This window comes from Nonomuraea rosea (genome assembly GCF_039539705.1).
GTDB classification, from domain to species: Bacteria; Actinomycetota; Actinomycetes; order Streptosporangiales; family Streptosporangiaceae; genus Nonomuraea; species Nonomuraea rosea.
In genome coordinates, this window is the sequence record NZ_BAABDQ010000012.1 from 213,583 (window position 1) to 238,420 (window position 24,838).

Here is a 24,838-nt window from a genome sequence, read left to right on the forward strand (position 1 = left end):
CGCTCCCGGACTCTGTGTGGTTCCCCATGGGTCACCCGGCGGTGGACACCGTGCGGAACTCGGGCTGGCTGTTGGCCGCGGGGACGAATCCCGCCACGGTCGAACGCAGCCCGTACGTGCTCGACAGCGCCGCGGGGAAGACGCCGACCGCGTCACGCCAGATGATCTCGCACGCCTGGCCGTACAACGACCTGCGCTCGTCCTGGTCGGCGGTCGATTTGGCCTTGGCGAGAATGCCGTCGAGCTCCTTGTTCTTGTAGCCCATCCGGTTGGCCTCGCTGGTGTAGAGCCGGCCGAGCGTGTAGTCGGCGTCGCCCGTGGTCACGGTGTTGACCTGGAGCTCGATGTCCCAGTCGAGGGCGGTCAGCCGCTTGAGCCAGGCCGCCTTCTCGATCTGCTGCGGCTCGACCGTGACGCCGACCTTGGCCCACGCCGAGATGATCGACTGCGCCAGCTCGGTCGCCAGCGGGCCCGTGTCCTTGAACCACATCATCGACGTGCGGATCCCCGAGCCGAATCCGGCCTCGGCCAGCTCGCGCTTGGCCAGGTCCGGGTCGTACTCGTAGGGCTCCTGTGACGCGTGGCCGAAGACGGCGGACGGGATGGGGGCGTCCATGACGGCGGCGGCGTCGCCGTACAGGCTGGAGACGATGCTCTTGACGTCCAGCGCGTGGTGCAGCGCGCGGCGCACGCGCGGGTCGGAGAACGGCTTCTTGCCGCAGTTGAACCAGGCGAGGAAGTAGTTCACGCCCGGCTTGCTCTCGACCTTCACGCCGTTGACGCCGCCCAGCCGCTTGAGCTCGTCGGGCGGGATGATCCAGGTGACGTCCACCTCGCCGTTCTGCAGCGAGGTCATGCGGGTGGAGGACTCGGGGATGTACGGCAGGCGCAGGCCGGCCAGCTTGGGCGCGCCGCCCCAGTAGGAGGCCGCGGGCTTGAGCACGAGCTGTGACGACGGCGTGAACGACTCGACCGCGAACGGGCCGCTGCCGACCGGCTTGCGCGACAGGTCGCCCTTGCCGATCTGGGCGGCGGGCACGATGAACGCGAGCGTCAGGTTCACCAGCATGGTCCCGAGCGGGTCCTTGGTGGTGATCTTGATCGTCTTGGCGTCGGGCGCCTCGACCGCGGACACCCCGGACCACAGGGGCTTCTGCGGGCCGTCGGACGCGGCCAGCCGCTCCAGCGACGCCTTGACGTCGGCCGAGGTCAGCTTGCTGCCGTCGTGGAAGACGACGTCCTCGCGGAGGGTGAACTCCCACGTCTCGTCGTCGGGCTGGCGCCAGGAGAGGGCCAGGCGCGGCGCGAGCCGCTCGCCGTCCCTGGCCACCAGCGTGTCGTAGATCTGCCGGTTGGCCAGCAGCGAGGCCTCGTCCACCGCGCTCGCCCCGTGCGGGTCCAGGTCGTTGATCGCCTGGTAGAACGCGGCGCTGAGCGCTCGCTTGGTCCCCGCGGCCGTCCCCGTCGCCGGGCCGCCAGGGGCGCACCCGGAGACCAGGGCGGGGAGGGAGGCGCCGGCCACCCCGGCTCCCAGGAGGGTCAGGAACTGCCGCCTGCCCACTCCCTCCAGTGCTGTCATGTCCGTTCCTCTCTCAGCTCTTGAGCGCCAGGTAGATCAGCACCTTCGCCTTGGGGCCGCCGCCCGTCAGCGTGGCCCGGAGCCGCAGCCAGTGACCGAACTCGCGCACCCGCAGGGACACCAGCCCCGGCTCGGTGGCGATCCGCTCGGTGCTCTCGTCGTCGTCGACCCAGTGCAGGCCGTCGGGGGAGATCTGGGCGGTCAGGCGAAGGGTGGGCTCGTCGCCCTCCAGGGCCAGGGTCCGGACGAACCAGCGGGCTTCCGCCGCCCACCCGGCCTCGTACGGCTCGGTCGTGAAATCAGCGGAAAAAGTGGTGTTTCGCTCCAGAACCGCGGTAAGAGCGTGCCTCATTTCGATGTCACCAATCCACGGAAATCAGAGCGGAATCCAGGAAAAGGAAGTTGCGTACCGGAGAATGGGTGCGCACACTCACATAGAAGTTGAGCAGATTCTCCAGGCCGTCATACTTGTCGGCGTACTGCGGCACCGGGATCTGGCGCATGTCCATGACCCGGTCGTTGACCTGGAGCTCGATATTCGTCCGCGTCCTGGTGTCGAACTGCCAGCGCAGGTAGTGCCAATTGACCTTGGTCGGGACCTCGTTGTAGCAGAGGTACTGGGGCTCCTCGTCGAACGCGTGCCAGTCCTCCGGGCGGAAGGCGGTGAAGTCCTCGACGGGCGACAGGTTCTCCTGGTTGTGCAGGTTCTCCTTGGGCGTCGGCTCCGGCACCACGGGATAGATCCAGCGCCTGGTGAACCGGTTGTCCAGGTCGGTGTTCTGGTAGCGGGCGACGCAGTGGTAGCGGATGCCCTCGCCGTCGCACAGGTCCGTGGCCACGGTGAACGCCCCGAACTGGGCCTCGGACGGATGCGAGTTCGCATCCCACTCGACGTCGCCGAAGCTGTTGCCGAGCGAGGAGTCGGCCGTCGCCGCCTCGCTCTTGTAGGTGAAGTACGTCTCGAACTGCACGACCCCGCGCTGGGCCATGGTCAGCCGCCGGATCGCGACCGCGGTGTGGCCCGTCACCGGTCGGGTGGCCACCTTGAGCGCGTAATTCCCGCTCATCGCGGCGTGCGTGCCGATGTCGAAGAAATCGCACGAGCTGAGCTGCGGCGGCCGGAAGTCGCGCATGTGCACGTCCACCGTGTCGAGATTTCCGTGGCCGTCGTGATTGCCGATGAGTTCGCACCAGCCGTGCGTTCCGGTGTTGAACTCGTCGAAGGCGAGAATGCGGGGGAGCGGATTGAACTTGGACAGCTTCGGGTCCGCCGCGATCAGCGCGCGCCGTAGATCCTCGGCCGGGGCATGGGTGGTATCCACGCTCAAGGGCGTCCTTCCCATCGAAAATTACCTGTGCAGGATGAACGTTCACGTGAACGTTAATTCCAGGTTTCGAGGACGCTAACTTGCCGCATCTGCGGATGTCAAGGGATCAGGACGACAAAACCGGACACAAGGCCCCGGAAGCCCTCGGGGTGCTAGCCGGGCCACGCGGCTGGCCGGTACTCTCCTGCGGGAGGATAATCACCTAAGCATACGGATGTTTGATTCCACCCGGCATCCCGTTGACCAGGAGTTTTGCCATGAAACACGCGAACTGCATTCGCCGGCGGGGCGGTGCCGGATGACCCAGACACCGCGCAGGACGCTGGACCAGGTGCTGAGCCAGGTGGACGGGCCCGACCCGCGCCTGAACGAGATCGTCTCCGCCCTGGTCACCCACCTGCACGCCTTCGTCGAGGAGGTGCGGCCCACCGAGGAGGAGTGGCTCGCCGGGCTGGACTTCCTCGTCGAGACCGGGAAGCTCTGCACGCCGGTGCGCAACGAGTACATCCTGCTGTCCGACATGCTCGGGCTGACCACGGCGGTCGACGACGTCAACCACGTCGGCCCGGACAACATGACCCCTTCCTCCGTGGAGGGCCCGTTCCACTCACCCGCGCCCGAGCGCGACCTGGGCGCCTGGATCAGCGCCGGGCCCGAGCGGGAGCGGGCGGTCCCCACCGTGGTCCACGGACGGGTCCTCGACTGCGACGGCACCCCGCTGCCCGGCGCGCGCGTGGACCTGTGGCAGGCCGACGACGCCGGCCTGTACGACACCCAGGACGACGCCCAGGACGACGGCAACCTGCGCGGCCTGTTCACCGCCGGCGCCGACGGCCGCTACTGGTTCCGCACGATCCGGCCCAGCAGCTACCCGGTGCCCACCGACGGCACCGCCGGCCGGCTACTGCGCGCCATCGGCCGCCACCCCATGCGCCCGGCGCACCTGCACTACCGGGTCACGGCCGCCGGCTACCGGCCGCTGACCACCCACGTGTTCCTGGCCGGCGACCCCTATCTCGGCTCGGACGCCGCGTACGCGGTGAAGGACGAGCTGGTCCGCCGGCCCCTGGAGCGCACCGGCGGGTGGGAGATGGACGGCCCGTACGAGGAGATCGAGTTCGATCTCAAGCTCGTTCCGCTCGACTGGAAGGACGGACAGTGAAGCTCGCCGGAGTGCGGATCCCCGGGGACGACACCGTGTACGTCGCCCGCCTCGACGGCGACGCCGTGCTGGTGGTGACCGACGTGGCCCGGTTCTGGGCGGACGCCCGCGGCTGGACGGCCAAGGCCGCGCAGCTCCAGGGCGAGGGCGTGCCGGCCGGGTCGGTGAGCTTCGCGCCGCCGGTGCCGCCGTCGGCGCGCGTGGTGTGCGTCGGGCTGAACTACCGGGCGCACGCCGCCGAGGGCTCCTTCGAGGTGCCCGCGCACCCGACGCTGTTCGGCCGGTGGACGGCCTCGCTCAGCGTCGGCGGCGTCCCCGTGTCCGTACCCGCCGGAGAGGCGGGCCTGGACTGGGAGGGCGAGGTGGCCGCGTACGTGTCCGAGCCGCTGCGCGACGCGGACGCGGAGACGGCCGCGGCGGCCGTGCTCGGCTACTCGACCTTCAACGACCTCACCGCCCGCCGCGCCCAGAAGCTCACCACGCAGTGGACCCTCGGCAAGAACGGCGACCGCACCGGCCCGATGGGCCCCATCGTCACCGCCGACGAGGCAGGCGACCTGCGCGACGGGCTGAGCGTGCGGACCCGGGTCAACGGCACGGTCGTCCAGGACGGCAACACCCGCGACATGATCTTCGGCGTCGGCGAGGTGCTGTCCCTGATCAGCCGCACCTTCACCGTCAACCCCGGCGACGTCATCGCCACCGGCACCCCCGACGGCGTCGGCTACGTCCGCACCCCGCCGTGGCTGCTCCGATCGGGGGACGTCGTCGAGGTCGAGATCGACCGGCTCGGCACCCTGCGCACGCCCATCGCCTGACCGCGTCCGCGCCCCCGCGGTCATCAGTCGAAGACCTCGTGGACCGCGCCGGGCACGTCGTCGCCCAGCTCGATCCGCACCCGCTCGATCGTCCCCGTGAAGGGGAAACCGGGCGGGTAGTCCCAGCTCACCGGCGACAGGGCGTCCCGGCCCAGCACCAGGCCCTGCCAGCCGATCAGGTAGCGCGCGGTGGTGAGCGGCCGCTCCTCGCTCGCGGGGCGGCCGTCCACGGCGAGCGCGGCGACGCCCTTGCCGTCGCCGGTCCTCCTGAAGAGCACCGAGAGGGTACGGTCGCCGGCCGGCAGCGGACGGTCGCCGTGCACGCGGTACCTGATGCCCTGGTGGTTGTACTCGTAGTGGAGCCGGCCGCCGGCGACGTACAGGACGTGGCCGCCGTTCACGTCGCCCTGGGAGAGGAGCACGCCCTCGTCGCCGTCCCGCAGCCGCACCTCGGCGTCGATGGTGTACGACCGGTCGTAGATGAGCGGGGTGACGCCGCCGGGGATGCGCGACATTTCTGGATATAGCGTGAAATTTCGCCTTCGGCGGGGCGACGCCGCGCTGTGGTACATCGCCGCCCGCTCGGCGAAGTTGCGGTCGTCCAGCGGGAACACCTCATACCTGTCCGCCTCCGACCACCAGTGCCCGATCAGCTCGTGCAGCACGTCGGGGCGCTCGGCGGCCAGGTCGTGGCATTCGGAGAAGTCGTCGTCCAGGTGGTACAGCTCCCACCGGTCGTCGTCGTACGACGTGCCGCGCTCGTGGTAGGCCACGGCCTTCCAGCCCTCGTGCCAGATCGCGCGGTGCCCGTACATCTCGAAATACTGCGTGGTGCGGCGGGTGGGCACGGCGGGGTCGGCGAAGGTGTAGCGCATCGAGGTGCCGTGCACCGGCAGCTGCGGGAGCCCGCCGCGGGTCTCCGGCATCTCGGCCCCGATGACGTCGAGAATCGTCGGCGTCACGTCGATGACGTGGTGGAACTGCGAGCGCACGCCCCCGCCCGCGATCTCCGCCGGCCAGCAGACGACGAGCGGCGCCCGTACACCGCCCGCGTGGGTGTTCTGCTTGTACCTCTTGAGCGGGGTGTTGCCCGCCTGCGCCCAGCCCCAGGGGTAGTTGCCGTGGCAGCGCGGGCCGCCGATCTCGTCGAGGCGCGCCAGGTTGTCGGCGTGGGGCACCTCGTCGCCGTTCTCGTACGCGATGGAGTTGGTGTTGCCGAGCCGGCCGCCCTCCTGGCTGGCGCCGTTGTCCGACATGAGCACGATGAGCGTGTCGCGCCGGGTGCCGAGCCGGTCCAGGTGCGCGAGGAGCCGGGCGAGGTGGGCGTCGGTGTGCTCCATCATCGCCGCGAACGACTCCTGCAGCCGCGCGGCGACCGCCCGCTCACCGGCGGGCAGCTCGGCCCACGGGAGCACGCCGTCGTTGCGCGGGGCGAGCGCGGTGCCCGGCGGGATGACGCCCAGCTCGATCTGCCGGGCGTGACGGCGTTCCCTGATCACGTCCCAGCCCTCGTCGTAGCGGCCCCGGTGGCGCCGCAGGTACTCCTCCGGCGCCTGGTGCGGCGCGTGCCCCGCGCCCATGGCCAGGTAGAGGAAGTACGGCTTGTCCGGGCCGACCGACTTGTGGTCGGAGACGTAGGCGATCGCCCGGTCGACCAGGTCCTCGGTCAGGTGATAGCCCTCCTCCGGCGTCCGCGGCGGCTCCACCCGGTGGTTGTCCTGGACCAGCTCGGGATGGAACTGGTCGCTGATGCCCTCCAGGAACCCGTAGTAGCGGTCGAACCCGCGGCCCAGCGGCCACTGGTCGTAGGGGCCGATCGCGCTGGTCTGGTCCATGGGCGCCAGGTGCCACTTGCCCAGCGCGTAGGTGTTGTATCCGGTGTCGCGCAGCACCTCGGCGATCGTGGCCGCGCGGTGCGTCACCGTCCCGCGCTTGCCGGGGAAGCCGCTGTCGGCGTTGGACAGCAGGGACATGCCGACCGCGTGGTGGTTGCGGCCGGTGAGCAGGGAGGCGCGGGTCGGCGAGCACAGCGGCGTGACGTGGAAGTTGGTGTAGCGCAGCCCGTCGCGGGCCAGGCCGTCCATGGCGGGCGTGGCGATCTCCGAGCCGTAGCAGCCGAGGCTGCCGAACCCCACGTCGTCGAGGACGACGACGATCACGTCCGGCGCCCCCTCGCGCGGCCGCGGCGGCTGCGGCCACCACGGCGTGGAGTCCTGGTACGTACGTCCCACGTGCCCGGTCGTCATGCGTATGCCCTTTCCTCAAGCTGCCGTAGCGTCAGGCCACGGGTCTCCGGGGCCAGCCAGAACGTGACCACGACGTTCACCAGCGCGATGCCCGCGATCACCAGGAACGACCCCGCCCCCAGCGCCTCGAACATGCTCGGCAGCGCCAGCGTCCCGACCACGCTGCCCGACTTGCCGACCATGTTCACGATGCCGACGGCCCGCCCGCGCACCGAGGCGGGGAACAGCTCGGGCGCCCACGAGTAGAACGCCAGCGAGGTGCCGCCGTTGATCACCGCGATCGTGACCGCGAAGGCGACCAGGACGAGCCACGAGGTGCCGAACCCGGCCCAGATGACGAACGTGCACACGGCGGCCGCGGCCGTGCCGGCGATCGCGACGAAGCGGCGGCCGATCGTCTCGATCACCCACAGGCAGACGACCAGGCCCAGGAGCACGGCCAGCGCCGTCGTGGCCGCCGTGAACAGCAGCGAGGTGAACGTGCTCGGCGTGACGATGCGCTTGATCAGGCTGGGCTGGTAGAGCAGGATGGCCGAGCCGTACAGGTTGTTGCAGCCCCAGTAGACGCACAGCATGGCCACCATGACCACCAGCGGCTTGCGGAACAGCAGGCGCATCGGGGCCGGCTGACCGGCTGGAGCACTCACTGGGGCACTCACTGGGGCACTCGCCGGGACGCTCTCCGGGAGGTCGTCGCCCGACGTGGCGTAGCGCCAGGCGGCCAGCGCCTCCTCGTGGCGGCCGTGGGCGCGCAGCCAGTACGGCGACTCGGGCGTCCGGCGGCGCAGGAACAACAGCACCAGCGCGGAGATCGCGCCCGTGGCCAGCACCCACCGCCAGTGCTCCACGCCGGCCGCGGAGAAGATCAGCAGCGTGGCCGCGATGGCGGTGAGCGCGCCCAGCATCCAGGCCACCCCGCCCAGCCCGGTGAACGTCCCGCGCCGCCGCGACGGGATGAACTCCGCGATCAGCGCCGCCGAGGCCGGCATGTCCGCGCCGATCGCGAAGCCGACGAAGAAGCGCAGCGCGATGAGCTGCCACACGTCGTTGACGAGCAGGAATCCCAGCGAGGCCAGGACGAACACGGCCATCGAGGCGAAGAAGACGGGCCGCCGTCCGAGGCGGTCGGTCAGCGGTCCGGTGAGCAGCGACCCGAGCGCCATGCCGATGAACGCCGAGGCGCCCACGAGGCCGAGGATCCCGGGAGTGGGGGAGAGCTCGGGCCCGATGCCCAGCAGGGCGCCCGACAGTACCAGCAGGTCGTAGCCGTCGACGTAGTAGCCGCCGATGGCGGTCAGCGCGATTCTCCGCTGCCCTCTCGTCATCCGGCCCGCGTCGAACTCGACAGTCTCGCTCGTCATGCGGGCGAATCTACGACGGGCATAACCATCCGTCTATTGCCATGGTGCAACTCAAAGTCATACGTTTTCCGAATGATCGAACGGCTGGACCTGCAGCTCAGCTGGCTGGCGTCCTTCGTCGCCGTGGTCGACCACGGCGGATTCACCGCCGCGGGGCGGGCGCTCGGCCGCTCGCAGCCCCGGGTGAGCGCGCACGTGGCGGCGCTCGAACGGGTGCTGGGCAGCGCGCTGCTCGTGCGTACGAGCAAGGAGGTCGCGCTGACCGCGGCCGGCGCCAGGTTCCTGCCCAAGGCGCGGGCGGCGCTGGCGGAGATCCGGTCCGGTGTGGACGAGGTGCGCACCCTGCACACCGAGCTCAACGGCCGGATCATCGTGGGCGGCTACCCGGGGCTGAGCGCCGTGCTGCTGGCCCCGCTGATGCAGCGCTTCCGCCGCCTGCACCCGGGGGTCACGGTGGTGCTGCGCGAGGGTGACCCGGCACAGCTGGAGGAGGCCCTGGCGCACGGCGAGGTGGACCTCGCCCTGCGCACCTCGGACGTCCCGCAGGTGCACCACGACATCCCGTCGGCCCACCTGTTCCACGAGAAGATCGTGCTGGTCGTGCCCGAGGACCATCCGCTGGCCACCGCGTCGCCCGTGGACCTGGGGCTGCTCGCCCGCGAGACCGTCATGGTCACCGGAGACCCCTACGGCGGGTGGACCGACTACCGCGACCGGCTCGACCGGGTCGGCGCCGACCCGGTCGAGATCATGGTGATCTCGCAGCCCACGACCATCGCCGCGCTGGTGGCGGCCGGGCTCGGCGTCGCGATCCTGGGCGCGTTCGCCGCGCAGGTCGCCGTGTTCGGCGCCGGCACGGTCATCCGGCCGCTGCCCGCGCCGCTGTGGCAGCGCGAGATCCGCGTCTATCGCAAGGCGGGGCGTACGACGACGAAGCAGGTGGACGCCTTCCTCGGTCTGCTGTACCAGGAGGCCCCGGCGCTGACCGCCCGCACCGCCGTCTGGTGAGCGCGGGTCACGCCCATGCAGGTCGTGGCCCTTCGACGCGATACCGCGTGGCACAGCCGGTGCGGGTATTTCTGCGCGGTCCCGCGTGACTGCCGGGAGCTAAGTTCCCTGGGTGCACGTGAGCCGCCGGCTCCGCCTCGGCCGGCAACGGGCGTGCCGCCTCCCTGCGCGGTCCCGCGAGGGGAGATCACATCCACTGCTTGGAGACCTGTATGACCATGCCGTCAACCACCCCGGTCCGCGGGCGCAGGACCCTGCGCCTGTCTGCGCTGGCCGCCGTGGCGACCACCGCCGTGGCCGCGGGCGCGCTGCTGGCGGGGAACGCCACATCGGCCGAGGCGGTCCCGCCGGAGGTGATCAGCCGCTGGAACAACGAGCTGATCCACTCCAACTCGGTCAGCCCCGGCTTCAGCCTCTTCCTGGGTACGGGCGCGTACACGATCACCGCGAAGCTCACCGCCCAGAACACCGGGTCCGCGGCGATCAACTACACGTGCCTGATGAGCGCGGCCGGCGGTGCCGACACCGACTTCGCCGAGGTCACCCTGCCGCCGAACAGCAAGCAGGGCGTCTTCGTGACCCTCGTGCACAACTTCACCAGCACCGGCCAGCTCGTCTTCGCCTGCACCAAGCCCGGGGGCACGGCGCAGGTGCGGATGCAGCAAATCAAGATCACCGCGATCAAGGTCAACTCAGTGGACAACCAGCCCTTCTGACCTGATCGGGCTGATCCGGGCTGATCGGGCTGATCCGGGCGGTCCGGAATCGGCCGGTGCGTTTTATGAGCCCGCCCCTGCCACGGAAGCGCCGTGGCAGGGGCGGGCTCTCGCCTCTCAACCAGGCGGCACGATCGCGATGCCGGCCAGCTCCCGCTCCAGCCACCCCGCGGTGCGCCGGTCCGCCAGGCCGGTGAACGCGAGGATGAGCCCGTCCTCGCCGGTGTCCTCGTAATACCCCTCGAACCGGCGTAACAGCACGAATCCCCACTTGACGTAGAACCGCTGAGCCGTGGTGTTGCCGTCGCGGACCTCGAGCGTCACGGAGTCGGCGCCCTGGCCGCGAGCCGCCAGCAGGGTGCTCAGCAGCAGCCCCTCCCCGAGCCGGCGCCGCCGCCAGGCGGGATGGGTGGCGATCTTGGCGAGGTGCGCCCGGTCGCGCCGCAGGTAGTAGCCGGCATAGGCGACGATCGGCGCCCGCCCGCGATCGCCCCGCGCGTCGTCGTGACGGATCACCCACCAGCAGGCCGGTTGCCCGCCGCGCAGGTCGTCGTGGAACATCCTGGCGGTGTACGGGGTCGGGAAACTCGCCTCCTCGATCGCGGCGACGTCGTCCACGTCCGCCGGCGTCATGCTCTCGAACGTCAGCGATCCAGGGCCGGCCTCCGGTGCGAGCTCGATCCGGCCGGAATGACGCGGGCCCGGCCGCGCCCGGCTCACCGCGTACCGGCCCGCTGGGTGGGGGCGCTCGCGTGAACGGCCCGCTGGGCGGGGTCGCCCGTGCGAACGGCCCGCACCTTCCCGGCGGCGGCCTTGAGCGAGGAGGCCGGTAAGACCGCGTGCGGCATCGGACGCCTCACCGTCAGCGGGCGTGGAGCCGGTGGAAGTCGGCCAGGCTCCGGCGGTAGAAGTCGAGATCGCTCTCCAGCTTCGCCCTGGTGAGGCGGTCGGGCTCGGACTCGCGTACCGACCTGCCCAGCTCGCTCCAGAACGCGTCCGGGGGCAGCTCGGGGGCGTCGCCGGGGAAGAACTTCAGCGCCTCCGCCACGGCGTCGGCCGCGAACCGCCAGCCGTCCGCGACCTCGTCGAACCCGTCGTCGTCCGACGGGCCGGCGGCGAAGAACAGCCCGGACTCCAGCGCCCTGCTCGCGTACGTGGCGGCGATGAGCACCCACTGGCCGGGGTCGATCAGCTCGGACAGGCCGAACCCGAAGGTCAGGCCCTCCTCCCGCGTCCCGGCCTCCGCCTCGAACGGGACCAGCACCTCCGCCTCGCCGAGCCGCAGCCGCCAGCCGTCCGCCTCCTGGGAGACCTCCGCCCGCCGCGACGCGCCCGGCTCGCCGTCGGGGGCCACGAGGTCGAGGTAGACGTACGCCTCCACGAGCGAGCGGGCCAGCCCCGGCTCAGGCATGACGGACCGCCAGATCCTGGTAGGTGTCCCTGACGATCAGCAGCCGATCGAGGTCGAACCTGCCGGGCTCGGCCGCCCGCATCCGCTGCCCGCGCTCGGACCAGAACCCGTCGCCGGGCACCGCGTCCGCGCCGGGCGGCACGAACTTGACGACCTCTTCGACGGCCGCCGCCGCGACCCGCAGCGTGCGTACGGCCTCGGCCTGGTCGTCCACCGGCACGTTGCCCGCCGTCAGGTCCGCCACCCACAGCCACTCGCCCGCGTCCAGCAGCTCGGACGGCTCCGCGCCGCCGAACGTCGGATAGCCGGCGGGCATCACCGGCCGCTCGGGCAGCCCGAACAGGTATTCCCTGGGGGTCCCGCACTTCTCGCACGCGCCCGAATAGCGGTTGACGAGCAGTCCTTCGACGCTGACGAGCCCGCTGCGCCAGGTCGTGGCCGCCTCACCGCAGGCGCACGGGTGCAGGTCGAGGTAGAGATGAGCCTCGTCCCTCGTCCGCGCCACCGCGAATGCCATAGCCGTCCTCTCCTCGGAAGTCCCATCATGCCGGAAACCCACACCGCCCCACCCACAGCCAACCCGCCACCGCAGACTCGGCCCATGCGGGGGTCGTCCGGCGGTGGTCGTGTCGTGTGGTCGTCTGGCGCCGTCGTGCTGGCGTGGACGGGATACGCGTGGTGCCGTCCGGTGGCCGTCGTGTCGGCGTGGAGGTGGTCCATGCGGGGTCGTCCGGTGGTCGGCATGCCAGCGTGGACGTGGTTCAAATGGTGCTGTCCGGTGGCCGTCATGCCGGCACGGCCTGTGGCTCGGCCCGCTGCCGGCCCTGGTCCTGGTCCTGGCCGATCGTGGTGCGGAGGCCGCATGTGCACGGCTCGCCGTTCGGGCAGCGGCACTCCGGTTCCGGGTACCAGCCGGTCGCGTTCGCGAGCGCGCGCAGGCGGTTCAGGTACGCGGGCCAGTCCCGGGGGCGCGGGCCGTCGGCGAGCGCGGCCAGCTCGGCGGCCACCGGCTGGGGGATGAGCCGCCACACCTCGGGGCGCGCGGCGGTGACCAGGTCGAACAGCACCCCCAGCCGCGCGGGCCGCTGCGCCGCGGTGGCCGCCCGCGCCTGGCGGACGGCCTCGTACAGCTCGGCCACGGCCGCACTGTCGCCCACCGGCACCCGCAACGCCCCGGCGACCGCCGCCGCGGCCGTCGCGGCGGCGGCCCGCTCGTTCGCACCGACCGTAAGCCGGCCATCCACCTGGTACGTCAGCATGCCCTGAGCGGGAACGCCTCGCGCAGCAGCGCCGTCCCGAGCGGCAGCGCCGTCCTGAGCGGGGACGCCTTGCGCCGGGACGCCTTGCGCGGGAGCGCCTTGCGCCGGGATGCCTTGCGCGGCAGCGCCGTCCTGAGCAGGAACGCCTTGCGCCGGGACGCCGTCCGGGGCGGGAGCGCCTTGCGCGAGGACGCCGTTCTGGGCCGGGCGCACCTCGACCGGGATGGGTGCCCGGCCGGGCAGCACGATGTCCATCAGGCCCGGGCCGAACACGTGGACCCGGGCGCCCATGAGCGCCGCGCCCCGTGCTACGGCCCGGGCGGCGGCCGCCTCCGGGAGCGTCGCGGGGCCGCGGATCGCCTGCACCTGCTCGGGGGTCAGCTCGCCCGCCCGCCCGAGCGCCACCAGCCTGGCGGCCGACCCGGCCTGCCCGGTCGCCAGCCCGGCTCGCGCGACCTCGGCCTGCAACGCCGCCGCCCAAGCGCTACCCCCGCCCGGCCCCGCCTCGGCCAGCGCGCCGATCAACCCGCGGATCCGCGCGAGCAGCGCCGCATCCGCCGCACCACCAGGGCGCCCATCCGTCCGGGCACCCGGCTCCTGGGCGGACGCCGGCCCAGCGGGTCCATCTGCCCGGGCTCCGGGCTCTTGATCACGCGCCGGCGCAGCGGGCCCGTTCGCCTGGGTGCGGGCCGGCGCGGCGGGTCCGAGGGTGGGGCTGCCCTGTGCTGTGGTGGGCAGGGTTGCCGCGTGGGCCGCGACCTGCTCGGCCACCGCGATGGCCGTCTCCGTCCCGCCGCCGGGCAGCTGGAGCACGAGCCGGTCCGGTGTCCGGGCGTCGGCGACCGTCACCCCCGTCGCCCCCGGCGCGCCCGCGGTCAGGGCCAGCGTGAAGGTGACGCCGCGAGCCGTCACCGTGAACTCGTCGGCCCGCCCCGCCACCGGAGCGACCCCGGCGACCCCGGCGTTCTCCGCCAGCCGGGAGAGGCCGGCCGCCGAGGTGTCCAGCCCCGCCACCACCCGGGAGTTGAGCAGCCGGGCGATCCGGCCCTGCGGCGGGACGACGGCCGGGACGCGCGGGCCCGTCCCCCACGGCGGCGGGGGCGGCGTGTGACCGCGCCGCTCGATGTCGGCCGCGATGGCGTCGATCGCCTCCGCCAGACGCCCCCGCGTGCCGGGGTCGCCGGTGGCGCGCCACTTGCGCGACAGGTGGGCGTGCTCGTCCAGCCGGGGGACGAGGCACTGGTCGGTGCCCTCGGCCTGGTTCTCCGACAGCGCCGTCCTGACGACGCCCTGCGGCGTGCCGGCCGCCGCCGCGGTGACCGCCTGCGCCACGTGCGAGAGGTCGTGCACCAGGACGGACGACACCACGTCAGGGTGCACGCGCGGCGAGATCCGCAGCAGGTGCGGGTTCTCCGGCGTGCCGGCCCGCAGCTCCGTGGCCGCGTTGAGCCCTTCGCCCGGATCCTGGATGAGCACCTGTACGTGCTGGTCGGGCGCGGCGGCGAACTGGACGGTCACCGTGTCGTCCCCGGACCAGGTCAGATGCGCGGCCGCCCCGCCCAGGTCGCCCGCGGTGACGTGCTGGCCGCGTACCTCCTCCTGGGTCAGGTCCGGAACGCCGTCGGGCCGGCCCGACCTGCTGAGCGGCGTGCCCTCGATCGCGGGCGACGGCGTGCCTGCCGATCCACCGGGAGCCGCACCGGGAGCCACGTTGCCGCCGGGCGCCGGGCCCGACGTCACGTTGCCGCCGGCCGCCGGGATCGAGGCGACACCACCGCCCGCCGCCGTCTCGGCCGGCCAGACCGGCTTGGCGGGCTCGGCCGGGGCCACCCCGTTCGCCGCCAGGGCCGCCACCACCTGCTGGGTGAAGGTGCCGGGCTCCTCGGAGTTCATGAAGACGTGCCGCAGATCGAGCCCCGCCTGATCGGCCGCGTCCAGCACCTCGGGGGCGAGGCCGGCGAAGGCTTCGGCGAACCCGCCGTCCGGCGCCAGGTCGCGCAGCGTCCCGTCGGGCGAGGCCTCGTACCGGTGGACGCCGTCCGGCTCGCGGACCGCCACGACCGCCACGGCGACGCGTTCGCGCGCGGCCAGACGGGCATCGCCCAGGATCTGGATCAGCCCCTGCCGGTCCTGCTCAGGAACGAAGCTGAACCTCGGCAGGCCGGAATCGCCGCTGTCCGGGGGCGCGAGCCGGACGCCCGCCTCCATCCGCGAGCGCAGCTCCTCGATCTCCTCCCCGAAGAGGGTCACGTAGACCTCCCCGCTGGTGGCGCCGGGCACGTGCACGGGGTCCCCGACGGCGTGCTCGTTGCCGTCGCGCAGCCGCGCCATGTGCTGGAACGTGAGGTCGTAGTCCACCCTGAGCCGGACGGTGTAGGCCTTGCCCTTCTCGAAGCCGCTGCGCTCGCGGCGCGCCCCGTGATGGTCGGTCACGCTCTCCGACGCCTGCTCACCGGCCCGCACGCTGCCGTCGAGACCCGAGTTCCCGTCCTTGATGCTGCCGCTCTGCCCGACCGGCAGCGTGCGGCCACGGGACACGGTCACGTTCTGGGCGTCGGCCTTCCTGTCGACCTCCCCCTTCTCCGCGTCGAACGGCCCGGCGACCACGGTGAAATCCGACGTCCTGGCCTTGATCGTGACCTGGGTGCCCTGGTCCTTGAACTTCGGCCGGGCCGTCCGCACGATCACGGCCCCGTCCGGCCCCGCCATCCGTTCGAACGCGGTCAGCAGGGCCGACGGAGACAGCCGCCTGACCAGCTCGGACCAGCCCTCCTCGACGGCCCTTGCGCCCAGCATCTTGGTCAGCCGGGCGCTGACGACGTCGAGCAGGGAGGGCCTGCCCGGGTCGTGCCACAGCGCCTCGGGGAAGTGCCCGGGGCGCAGCTCGACCTGCCGCGGGTCGGGAACGGTGGCGACCGGACCCGGATCCTCGGCGACGGGCCGGACCATGCCCGCCGGGAGGCGCCGTACGAGGGAGGCGTGGTAGACGGACGGGGGAGCGGACCGGTTCCTGCGCAGGAAGCCCGGGAGCCGGACCCGGCGCCTGCGCGCGGGTTTGCGCTCGACCTCGATGACCAGCCGCATGTTCTGCTGCACCCGGTCGAGCCCGTTGAACAGCGCCATCCGCTGCAGCCGCGTCCCCTGCTGGTTGACCGAGCCCGCGTACGAGCGGGTCCGGTCCGTCCCCACGCCGACCCCGGTGCCGTCGCCCTGGTCCGCGTTCCCGTAGTCGAGACCGGCCGAGTAGGAGCCGTTGTACGCCTCGGAGTGGGTGAGGTCGTTGTAGCGGTAGTGCTGGACGATGATCCCGGCCTGCGACGTCCGCGTGAGGAACGTCCCCCTGCGCGGGTCCGCGCCGTCGTCGGGCTCCAGGCGTACCCTGACCGTCACCTCCTCCGTCGGCGCGACCTGCGGCCCGGCCTGCACGTGGTAGGTCTTCTCGTAGCCGCGCGCCGACCACATGTCGGTGACGCGGATCGGCGCGGCGTCGTCGGAGAAGTCGACGTCCAGCTCCGCGTCCAGGGTCGGGCTCGTGTCCAGCGCGTCCGGCGCGGCGGCGCGCACGGCATCCCGTACGGCGTCCCTCAGGTCCACGGGCTCGCCCTGCGCGTCCGTCAGGTCGAACGACTCGACGGTGCTCATGCCCGCGGTCCTGTCGTACGGCGCCGCCACCACGACGTCTCTGGAGCGGGCGATCAGGTCCGACGCGTCGGACAGCGTGCGGCGGAGCTGCCGCTCACCCGCCGCCTCGCCGGCCCTGCCCAGCCCGGTCAGCTCCCTGAGCTTGGCGAGCAGGGCCTTCGGGGTGTGCCGATCGGCGTACGAGACGTCCTCGCCGGCCGCCCGCGCCTCGGCGACCTCCTTGACGTAGCGCTGGACCAGCGGCACCGCGAGGCTCTTGTCGAGGTCCAGGCTGCCGTTGAGCAGGCGCTCGATGGCGTCTGACACCAGGGTGCCCGGCAGGTCGAGGTCGCCTTCCGCGTACATGAGGAGCGCGTCGTACTCGGGGAGCGAGAACAGCGCGGTGCCCTGCGCGGTGGCCGTCAGGTTCTCGCCGAGCGGGACCCGGTCCGCGAGCGGCACCGCGTGCGCCGCGCTCTCGGACCCCGTGAGGGTGAGGTTCATGGCGGTCCGCAGGATGTAGTGGCGGCCGGTCTCGATCGTGAGCTCTTCGGTGCCCCAGATGTCCAGGTTCGAGGTGGAGTCGGCGGTGCCGCCCGACCGGGAGGGCAGGTTGACGGTGCCGCCGTCGCTCGACGTGCCGTCGTTGTCGAGGTCGGAGCCGTTCACCGAGGAGCCGATGGAGTGGCCGGTCGAGCCGCCCCACGACACGCCCGCGCTGTTCAGCCCGAACAGGATCTTGCCGGACACGTGGTCGACGACGGCGAGCACCTCCGTCTCGCCGGGCTCGCCCGCCACCGTCAGCTCCGACCGGGTGGGCGTCCCGTCCGCGCGGATGCCGAGCCTGGTGGTGATCGCCCGGCGCAGGAACCTGGGGTGGGCGACGAGATGGCGCACGTTCAGGAACGCCGTCATGTTCTGGTACGCCACCGAGCTCGCGCGCAGCCCTCTCGGCAGCACCTGCTGCGCCGCGTCCAGCACGCCGGGAGCGTCCAGGTGCAGCAGCTTCGCGCGTGACAGAAGCTTCTTGGACATCGTGCCCAGTGGAGCGGGCGCCGACGGGGTGGCCGACGGGAGCAGGTCGGTGGCGAACAGCAGCCTGGCCCGCCCGCGCCCGGACGTCAGCTCCTCGGATTGGCCGTCGTGCACGAGCTCCACGGTGAGGTCGTGGGCCACCGAGAAGATCGCGACGGGGCCGGTGTTCTCCTGCAGCGCCACCACGTTGACCGTGCCGCCGTCGCTGGAGCCCGTCGTACGGGTGTGGCTGCCGCCGCCGTTGACGCCCACCTCGTGGGACAGCCCGTCGTCGCCCTTGTCGGGGCCGTCGCTCTCGCTGACGGAGGCGTTGCCCCCGTACGTCCTGGACCGGCTGACGGCCCGAGCCGAGGTGTCCGAGCCGATGTCGAGGTTGACCACCGTCTCGGAGTCGGAATATCCGACGTAGTCGGTGTCGCCGAAGTCCTGCTTCAGCGACACGCGCAGCATGTAGTGGTCCGGGGTGCCGTTGAGGCTGTGCAGCACCAGGTCCACGACGATGCCGCCGTCCTGGGCCGCCGAGTCGTAGGCGGACCGGATGCGGTGGTCGGAGAGCTGGTCGGCGACCTCCTGGAGGTTGAGGATCTGGCTGGCGCGGGTGAGCCGGTTGCCGGCGTACTGCGGCACGCCGTCGACGATCTTCGGGATGATGCCGCGCTCGGCGAGCTCGTCCAGCACGTCCTTCCTGACCTGGTCCAGCCCGCTGATCTCCTGGACCAGGGCCGGGCCCGCGCCGCGCATCTTCCCGGGGCCCTCGCCGAGCCACTCGGGCAGCTCCGCCTTGCGCCCTGGCGGCGGGCCCGGCCGCGGATCGCCGCGCAGCACCTGCTTGCCGTTCGCGTCGAGCAGCGGCCGGCCGTTCTCGTAGATCAGCGCGGCGCGATCGACGGGCAAGCCGAAACGGTAGGCGGCCGACTCGCGCAGGCTGATCACCGCCTCGCTCCGCGTCGGCTGCAGCCGCACGGGCGGCTTGCCGAACACCTCCACGACGAACGTGGTCTCCACCACGACGCGGTAGCTCTGCTTGGGGGCGGTCTTGCGGTGCACGCTCGGGTGGATCGCCTGCTTGCCGGCCGTGGCCGAGTACGACCGCGACGCCGACCTGGAGCCCTTGACCTTGGGACCGATCGTGGGCTGGTAGCCGCCGGCGTCGACCTCGCGCAGCGCGGGATGGTTGACCCCGGCCGAGGCGTTCACCTCCAGCGACCCGCCCGACGACGCCCCGCCCGGCACCGCGACGAAGTCGCTGAGCACCTCCTCTTCCATCTCCGCCGGGCTCGCCCCGCCCAGCGGCTCGGCGGCGACCAGGATGACCCTGGATTCCGCGCGTACCTGGGCGTGCGGCTCGCCGTCCCTGGTGAAGACGCGGTTGAGCCCGCCGTTCACCGCGTCGCGCAACCGGTGCGGGAACTCGTCGGTGACGAACATGCGCAGCTCGTCGCGCGGGACGGAGCCGACCTGCGTGTAGTCGCCGCCGAGCGCGGCCGCGAGCTCGTCGAGCGTGCCCTCCAGGTCCGACATGCCGGCCACCACGTGGTTGGGCATGTCCGGGTCCCGGTCGCCCTCGTCGATCCAGGTCAGCTTGCGCGGCGGCTGGTCGGTGAAGGTGTGGTTGATCCACAGCCGCTGCGCGGCGGTGTCGCCGGGCGCGCCGGAGCTCACCGTCGTGGTCCCCTGCCAGCCTTCCGCCTGCCGCGTGCGGATGTCGACGGTCCAGGTCGCGGCGGCGTCGAACAGCAGCGCCTCGCTCCTGTTGTCGGTGACGGAGCCACCCTGCGCGTACGTCCCCGCCCCGCCCGTCGCCGACCGGTTGCGCCCCGCGGAACCCCCGATCCCGACGCCCAGGAGCTCGGTCACCATCCTGGCCCACTCGCCCTCGTTCATGAACTGGGCGAGGACGCCCGTGTTGAAGCCGACGGAGAAGCCGCCGCTGCCGGCCTCGGTCGCGGAGACCGTACGGCCTGACTGGAAGAACAGGCCCACCATCATCTCGGACGCCTTGACGCCCGGGTCCAGCACCTCGGCCAGGTCGGACAGGGTGAGCCGGATCCGCAGCTCCGCCGCCTTGGCGCCGTGGCCGACGCGCAGCACGACGCCGTCGGGGGAGACGACCTTGTGGAAGTCGGCCCGCAGGGCGCGCTCCAGCTCGTCGGCGGTGAACTGGTAGCCGGTCCCGTTGCGTTCCAGGAGCTTGTTGACCGCGGTGGTGAGGGTGCTGAGGTGCGCCAGCCGGCCCGCGGGAATGGTCGTGGACAGGCTGAGCTCGTGCGGCAGCGCCGCGGCCAGCGCGTCCAGGTAGCCCTGGTGGCGGCGCGCCGCGTCGGCCGCCAGGCGGGCGGCGATGGCGTTCATGCCGACCTCGCCGTACCGCGCGGGCGTGCCGGCCTGGCTCATCGCCGCGAGCAACTGCTCGTAGGTCTGCCGGGCATGCGTCGCCTGCTTCAGCGCGGCGTCGTACGCGGCCGCGATCCTCGCGTGCCGTGCCTGCGTGGCGCGGTGCTCCCGGTTCTCCTGGCGGGCCTTGCGGGCCCGCTCGAAGCGGCCCTGGTCGTGCTGGTTCTTCGCCTTGCGGGCCTGGCGAGAGGCCTTACGGGCCTGCTTACGCGCCTCCTCCGCGCTGGCCGTCTTCGCGGCGATCTGCTGCTGGATCGCCTGCTCCGCCGCCTTGAGGGCCGCGATGACGTTCCGCACCTCCTGGGCGGCGGGGTTGCCGCCGGGTAAGGGCGGGGCCTGCTGCCCGCGCGTGGCCTGCGCAGGGGCCCAGGGCGGCAGGGGCGGGGTTTCGCCGTGCTCGCGCACTTTGCGGGCCAGGCCGTCGATGTCCACGGCGAGCAGCCGCTTCTCCCGCATCGTCGTGGCCTGCCGCCATTTCTCGGCCAGGTACGACAGCTCGTTGAGGTGGGCGGGCACGCACGCGTTCTGAGTGGCCCGGGCCGCCCTGCCGCGCAGGAGCCCCTGCGGCCTGGGCGACGCGACCTGCTGGAGCGTGTCGGTGATCTCGTGCAGCCAGACCCTGGACACCTGGTCGCCGGCGACGCGCGGGCCGAAGTGGACCAGGTGCGGGTCGTCCTCCTGGCCGGTCCTGACGTCGGTCTCGCCCATGAGGCCCGGGGTCATCTCGCCGATGACGGGAAGGAAGTAGTGGGTGCCGTTCGTCTCGGTGCGCACCACCAGGGTCTGGCCGTCCTGCGACCAGGTGACGCTGACGACGCCCTGGCCGTGGAAGTGGGCCGTCAGCTGATCGTCCGCGGCGCCGCGTACCTCGTCGAGGCCCAGGTCAGCGCCCTGGCGGCCGTCGGCCACGTACCTGGTGCCGGCTATCGGCCTGGAGGTCACGGTGCCGGGCCTGCTCGTGTACGCGGGGGCGCTCTCGCCTTCGTCCGGCGCCGTCGTGTCGTCGGGCCGCCCGGTCTGCGCCGTCGTGTCGCCCGCCTGGGCGACCGTCAGCATGGCGGTGGCCTCGGCCTGAAGCTCGGCGGAATCCTGAACGTCCTCGGCCCTGGCGTTCAGCGCCGCCCGGATGCGGCTCATGGTGGCGGCCGGAATCACGCGCGGGCCCTGGTCGGTGAGAACGAGCAGGTCGCCCGTGGGACCGATCACCGCATCCGCGAAGTCCGTGGACAACGCCCCGATCAGCGCCATCCGGGCACGGACGGCGGCGGGCGCGCCATCGGGCGCTGAGGCGGCCGTCGTGCCGTTCGACTGCGTCGTGACGCCGTCCGGCTGCTGGGTGTCCGCACTCGTCTGGGCGGTCGTGCCGTCCGGCTGGGCGGCGTTCTCATCGGGCTGCGCGCTGTCGGGCTGCTGGGCGTCTTCGCCCGTCTGGGCGGTGGTGTCGCCCGTCTGGGCGGTGGCGTCGCCCGGCTGCGCGGCGTTCTCATCGGGCTGCGCGGTGGCATCCGGCTGCGAGGTGTTCTCGTCTGTCCGGTTGCTCTCGCCTGTCTGCGTGGTGGCGCCGTCCGGTGACAGGGGTGCCGCGGCGGACTTCGGGTTCGCCGTCGTCGTGGCGTCCGCATCGGGCTGCGGGGCCGCGTCGTCGGCCTGTTCATCCGTGTCGGCCTGCGCCGGATCCGCGTTCTGCTGGGCGGGGTTCGGTGCCGTACTGCTCCTGCGCGAGGCCGTGTCCGTGTCCGGGTTCGCCCCGGGGGCCGCGGCTGACGTCGTACCTCTGGGCGAGTCCGGGGTCTGGGTGTTCGAAGGAGCGCCGGCGGCCGCTCTGCCAGCCGCCGCGGGCTCGGGGACGCGCACGGGCCCGGCCGCGCCGGGCGGGCCGCCGTCGGACGGGCCGGTGCCGGTCGGGCGGGGGTCCGCAGGACCGGCAGGAGGTTCGCCCGAGCGGGCCGCGTCGGCACGCGCGGCCGCGTCGTACGCGGAGGCGAGCGAGGCACTCGGATGCGCCAGCGCCGTGTACACCTCGGGATTGAACGGGCTGATCGTCCCCGTCCGCCCCGCGCCCCCGAGGAAGCCGCCCATGAGCGAGTCGGCCGTGAACGGGTTCTGCCACTGCCCGTAGACCATCCCGTTGGCGATGAAGCTGCCCGCCGGGGACGCGATGGTGTTGGTCAGGCCGGTGGTCAGCGCGCGCCCGGCGAACCCCGGCACGTGCCTGGTGACGCGGGACACCGGCCCGGCCAGCGCGGTGCCGAAGAGCGCGCCGGTGCCCGCCCCGATCACCGCGGCGTTGGACTTCTGCCAGTCCCACTCCCGCCGGGTCCCCATCTTGATCTGCTGGTACTGGGCCGCCGCGTCGATGAAGAACTCCTCGCCGATCTCCTCGATGAGCTCGCGCCCGATCGACGAGCCGAGGATCCGGGCGAGCAGCCCGCGCCCGGTGGCGCCGCTGAGCACGGTCACGCGGGCGAGCTGCGTCGTGCCCAGCTCCCTGGCGCCCAGCGTCATGAGCCTGACGAGGATCCGGCTGATGGCCGCCCGGGCCCCGGCCGCGTACGGGCCGATGAGCGCAGTGGAGGACCCGGCGGTGAAGAAGGCGACGAAGAGCGCGATGGCGATGGCGATGACCGTGACCCAGAAGGCCACGTTGATGGACAGCTTGGAGTACTGCGTCTCGACCGCGAAGTTGCTGGCCTGCTGCGCGTACGCCTGCGCGTTCCCGCTCGCCCCGGCCAGGCCGCCCTCGTGGCCGTACAGGGTACCGGCCCGGCCGGCGAAGCCCGCGGTGGCGGGCGCCTGCCAGCCGGTCGCGAGGGTGCGCACGGCGCCGCCGGCGCGCGGCGTCGAGCCGACGGCGCCGGCGGCCAGCTGCTCGTACGTCTGAGCCAGCTTCGACAGCCCGCTCTCGGTCGCGTCCGGCCACTTCTGCCCGGCCGACAGCATCGGGATCAGCCACTTGGCCACCCACTCGGGCAGGTGCTCCGTCTCCCACGCGGGCAGGACGTCCCTGTCGATGCGGACGGCGGGCTGCGCGCTCGCCTGCCCGCCGCCGTTCTGGCTGCCGGTGCCCTGAACGCCGGGACCGCCGCCGTTGGCCGTCACGTCCCGGGCCTCAGATCTCCACCCTCAACCCGGCGGCGAGGTCGCGCTTGATGTCGGCGTCCGTCTGCAGGGTGTTGTCGACGGCCTTGCACACCATGGCCCCGGCCTCGGTGATCCCCTTGGAGAGCTCGCCGCACTGGGTGAGCATCCGGTCCGGGCCGCCGTTGCGGAAATGGGCCGCCCTGAACGCCGCGCCCTCGGCGCCGCCGCCCCACGGAGCGGTCGCGAGCGCCTCCTTGACCTGGTTGACCAGGACCGCGAGCTCCCGTTCGAGGTCCTCGGCCATCGCGGACCACTCGGAGGTGGCCCGGTCGACGACGGGCTTGACGATCTGCGTGCCGTCCCAGAGCCTCACTGCCTGCCTCCCACCTGATCGGCGAACCATGCCAGAAAGCCCAGGGTGGGACGAACCTGCCTCTTACGCCCCTCCTGTGTTACTGGCTAGTTTCCGTCACATGAACATCAGCAGACAAGTGCTGGCTCAAAAGTGTTCATTCTCGACATTCAGTGACACGGCTCGTTCAGCCATCTCGGTGATCTCCTCCCGGGGGGCCCAGATGCGGTAGACGCCGCGCTCGACCCGTTCCAGCCCCAGCTCCAGGGCGGCGGGCGCGGACCCGCCCAGATACTCGATCAGCAGCCGCCCGTCCCGCTCGTCGTGCACCTGGAACCGTTCGCCCCGCCAGGAGCACTCCGTCGTCACGAAGTGCAGGGCCGAGCACTCCGCCGCGGGCACGGTGCGTACGTGGCAGCCGGGCTCGACCTCCTCGAAACCGTCCGCAGGGTCGGGGCTGCGCAGCCGTACCCACAGCTCCAGGGCGTGCGGCTCGGGACTGGCCACGTAGTCCGAGCCCTGCCACCGGGCCCGGTAGAAGTGCAGGCTCATCGCGCCCTCATCCCGATCAGCAGCCACCTGCGCAGGTCGCCGTGGTACATCGCGCGCCGATGCTCGGTCCCCGCCGCGGTGAGCTCCCAGATCTCCGCGCCGTGCGGCAGGCCCACCCCGTACACCTTGTACTCGCGGATGACGTGATCGACGCTGGGCACCAGGCCCATCCCGACGAACGGCGGCTCCTCCACCACCCAGCCCGCCACCGCGGCCCTGCCTGCCTCGTCCGTCCCGCCGTACGGAGTGCGGTAGAGGCCGAGGCCGGCGGGGCGCCAGCGCAGGATGTTCAGCGAGCCGTCCTCGGTCACCATGTCGGACTGGCCGAGCGCCGCGGCGAGCACGGAGGGCGTCGCGATGTGCGAGACGTCCAGCGCGTGATGGCAGTAGCCGGAGACGCGCGGCTCACCGCCGGTCAGCAGCGCGTGGACGTCGGCGGGGGAGAGCAGCTTCTGCACCGCGGGCACCCCCGACCCGGGATCCAGCAGGAGATCCTGGACCAGCGTGGGCACCGCCAGCCGGGCCACCGTACCGGACTCCAGCAGGAACGACGCCTCCAGCCCGGGATTGACCGCCAGCCCCCACCGCGGATCCGGCCACCCGGCGGCCAGCTCGACCAGCGTGACGACCCGGCAGTGCGCCGCCACTCTGCCGGTGGCCAGCCGCATCGCCGCGACGGAGGTGTAGGCGAGCAGCCAGGTCCGCTCGGGGCCGGCCGCCGTCGCCCACGCGGGGGCCTCGGTCCCGGCCGCGGCGGCGGGGCTGATCGGCAGCGCCAGGTCGGCGTCGCGCAACAGGCTCAGGCACAGCGCCGACTGCCCGTCCGCATGCGCCGCCCACAGCCGCTCCTCGAACGGCGTGCCGGGTAGATGATCACTCGACCTCATCCGCTCAGTCTGCCGAACGTGACCGCCT

17 protein-coding genes are annotated in these 24,838 nt (G+C 72.4%); 4 read left to right on the plus strand and 13 right to left on the minus strand.

Annotation, left to right across the window (positions count from 1 at the left end; genetic code table 11):
* Positions 1-31: 31 nt before the first annotated feature.
* From ABEA43_RS27400 to ABEA43_RS27410, 3 genes are read right to left on the minus strand one after another with little or no spacing between them, the layout of a single operon-like run.
* Entirely contained in the window at positions 32-1,579 is a 1,548-nt protein-coding gene (locus tag ABEA43_RS27400; RefSeq protein WP_345566169.1) for an ABC transporter substrate-binding protein, read from the minus strand.
* A 13-nt stretch (positions 1,580-1,592) separates the two neighbouring features.
* A complete protein-coding gene (locus tag ABEA43_RS27405; protein ID WP_345566170.1) occupies positions 1,593-1,931 on the minus strand; it encodes a hypothetical protein in 339 nt (112 codons plus the stop codon).
* A 7-nt stretch (positions 1,932-1,938) separates the two neighbouring features.
* Positions 1,939-2,901, minus strand: coding sequence for a DUF6772 family protein (locus tag ABEA43_RS27410; RefSeq protein WP_345566172.1), 963 nt, complete (start codon positions 2,899-2,901; stop codon positions 1,939-1,941).
* A gap of 304 nt (positions 2,902-3,205) precedes the next feature.
* Here ABEA43_RS27410 and ABEA43_RS27415 point away from each other — a divergent pair, with 304 nt between their 5' ends.
* Entirely contained in the window at positions 3,206-4,069 is an 864-nt protein-coding gene (locus tag ABEA43_RS27415) for a dioxygenase family protein (protein ID WP_345566173.1), read from the plus strand.
* Positions 4,066-4,887, plus strand: coding sequence for a fumarylacetoacetate hydrolase family protein (locus ABEA43_RS27420; protein ID WP_345566175.1), 822 nt, complete (start codon positions 4,066-4,068; stop codon positions 4,885-4,887). Before ABEA43_RS27415 ends, ABEA43_RS27420 begins: the two co-directional genes overlap by 4 nt.
* A 23-nt stretch (positions 4,888-4,910) precedes the next feature.
* Here ABEA43_RS27420 and ABEA43_RS27425 read toward each other — a convergent pair whose 3' ends face one another.
* Together ABEA43_RS27425 and ABEA43_RS27430 are read right to left on the minus strand one after the other, a co-directional pair.
* Positions 4,911-7,133, minus strand: coding sequence for an arylsulfatase (locus ABEA43_RS27425; RefSeq protein ID WP_345566177.1), 2,223 nt, complete (start codon positions 7,131-7,133; stop codon positions 4,911-4,913).
* Positions 7,130-8,494: an MFS transporter gene (locus ABEA43_RS27430; protein WP_345566179.1), complete on the minus strand. Its 1,365-nt coding sequence runs from the start codon at positions 8,492-8,494 to the stop codon at positions 7,130-7,132. The genes ABEA43_RS27425 and ABEA43_RS27430 overlap by 4 nt, the downstream gene beginning before the upstream one ends.
* Before the next feature lie 72 nt (positions 8,495-8,566).
* On the opposite strand from ABEA43_RS27430, the gene ABEA43_RS27435 reads away from it, so the two are divergent.
* Both ABEA43_RS27435 and ABEA43_RS27440 read left to right on the plus strand, forming a co-directional pair.
* Positions 8,567-9,502: a LysR family transcriptional regulator gene (locus tag ABEA43_RS27435; RefSeq protein WP_345566181.1), complete on the plus strand. Its 936-nt coding sequence runs from the start codon at positions 8,567-8,569 to the stop codon at positions 9,500-9,502.
* Between the two features lie 212 nt (positions 9,503-9,714).
* Entirely contained in the window at positions 9,715-10,218 is a 504-nt protein-coding gene (locus ABEA43_RS27440; RefSeq protein WP_345566182.1) for a hypothetical protein, read from the plus strand.
* Between the two features lie 117 nt (positions 10,219-10,335).
* Here the strand turns inward: ABEA43_RS27440 and ABEA43_RS27445 are convergent, their stop codons facing one another.
* The 8 genes from ABEA43_RS27445 to ABEA43_RS27480 all read right to left on the minus strand — a co-directional run bounded on the left by ABEA43_RS27445 (position 10,336) and on the right by ABEA43_RS27480 (position 24,810).
* Positions 10,336-10,851, minus strand: coding sequence for a GNAT family N-acetyltransferase (locus ABEA43_RS27445; protein ID WP_345566183.1), 516 nt, complete (start codon positions 10,849-10,851; stop codon positions 10,336-10,338).
* 83 nt (positions 10,852-10,934) lie between these two features.
* A complete protein-coding gene (locus ABEA43_RS27450) occupies positions 10,935-11,066 on the minus strand; it encodes a hypothetical protein (RefSeq protein WP_345566185.1) in 132 nt (43 codons plus the stop codon).
* Between the two features lie 14 nt (positions 11,067-11,080).
* A complete protein-coding gene (locus ABEA43_RS27455; RefSeq protein ID WP_345566187.1) occupies positions 11,081-11,629 on the minus strand; it encodes a hypothetical protein in 549 nt (182 codons plus the stop codon).
* Entirely contained in the window at positions 11,622-12,146 is a 525-nt protein-coding gene (locus ABEA43_RS27460; RefSeq protein ID WP_345566189.1) for a hypothetical protein, read from the minus strand. Before ABEA43_RS27460 ends, ABEA43_RS27455 begins: the two co-directional genes overlap by 8 nt.
* Positions 12,147-12,414: 268 nt before the next feature.
* Positions 12,415-23,037: a WXG100-like domain-containing protein gene (locus ABEA43_RS27465; protein WP_345566190.1), complete on the minus strand. Its 10,623-nt coding sequence runs from the start codon at positions 23,035-23,037 to the stop codon at positions 12,415-12,417.
* 10 nt (positions 23,038-23,047) lie between these two features.
* Positions 23,048-23,392: a hypothetical protein gene (locus tag ABEA43_RS27470; RefSeq protein ID WP_345566192.1), complete on the minus strand. Its 345-nt coding sequence runs from the start codon at positions 23,390-23,392 to the stop codon at positions 23,048-23,050.
* A 126-nt stretch (positions 23,393-23,518) separates the two neighbouring features.
* Positions 23,519-23,923: a hypothetical protein gene (locus ABEA43_RS27475; protein ID WP_345566194.1), complete on the minus strand. Its 405-nt coding sequence runs from the start codon at positions 23,921-23,923 to the stop codon at positions 23,519-23,521.
* Positions 23,920-24,810 (minus strand): SseB family protein, encoded by an 891-nt coding sequence (locus ABEA43_RS27480; protein WP_345566196.1) that lies wholly within the window; start codon positions 24,808-24,810, stop codon positions 23,920-23,922. Before ABEA43_RS27480 ends, ABEA43_RS27475 begins: the two co-directional genes overlap by 4 nt.
* Between the last annotated feature and the right edge of the window lie 28 nt (positions 24,811-24,838).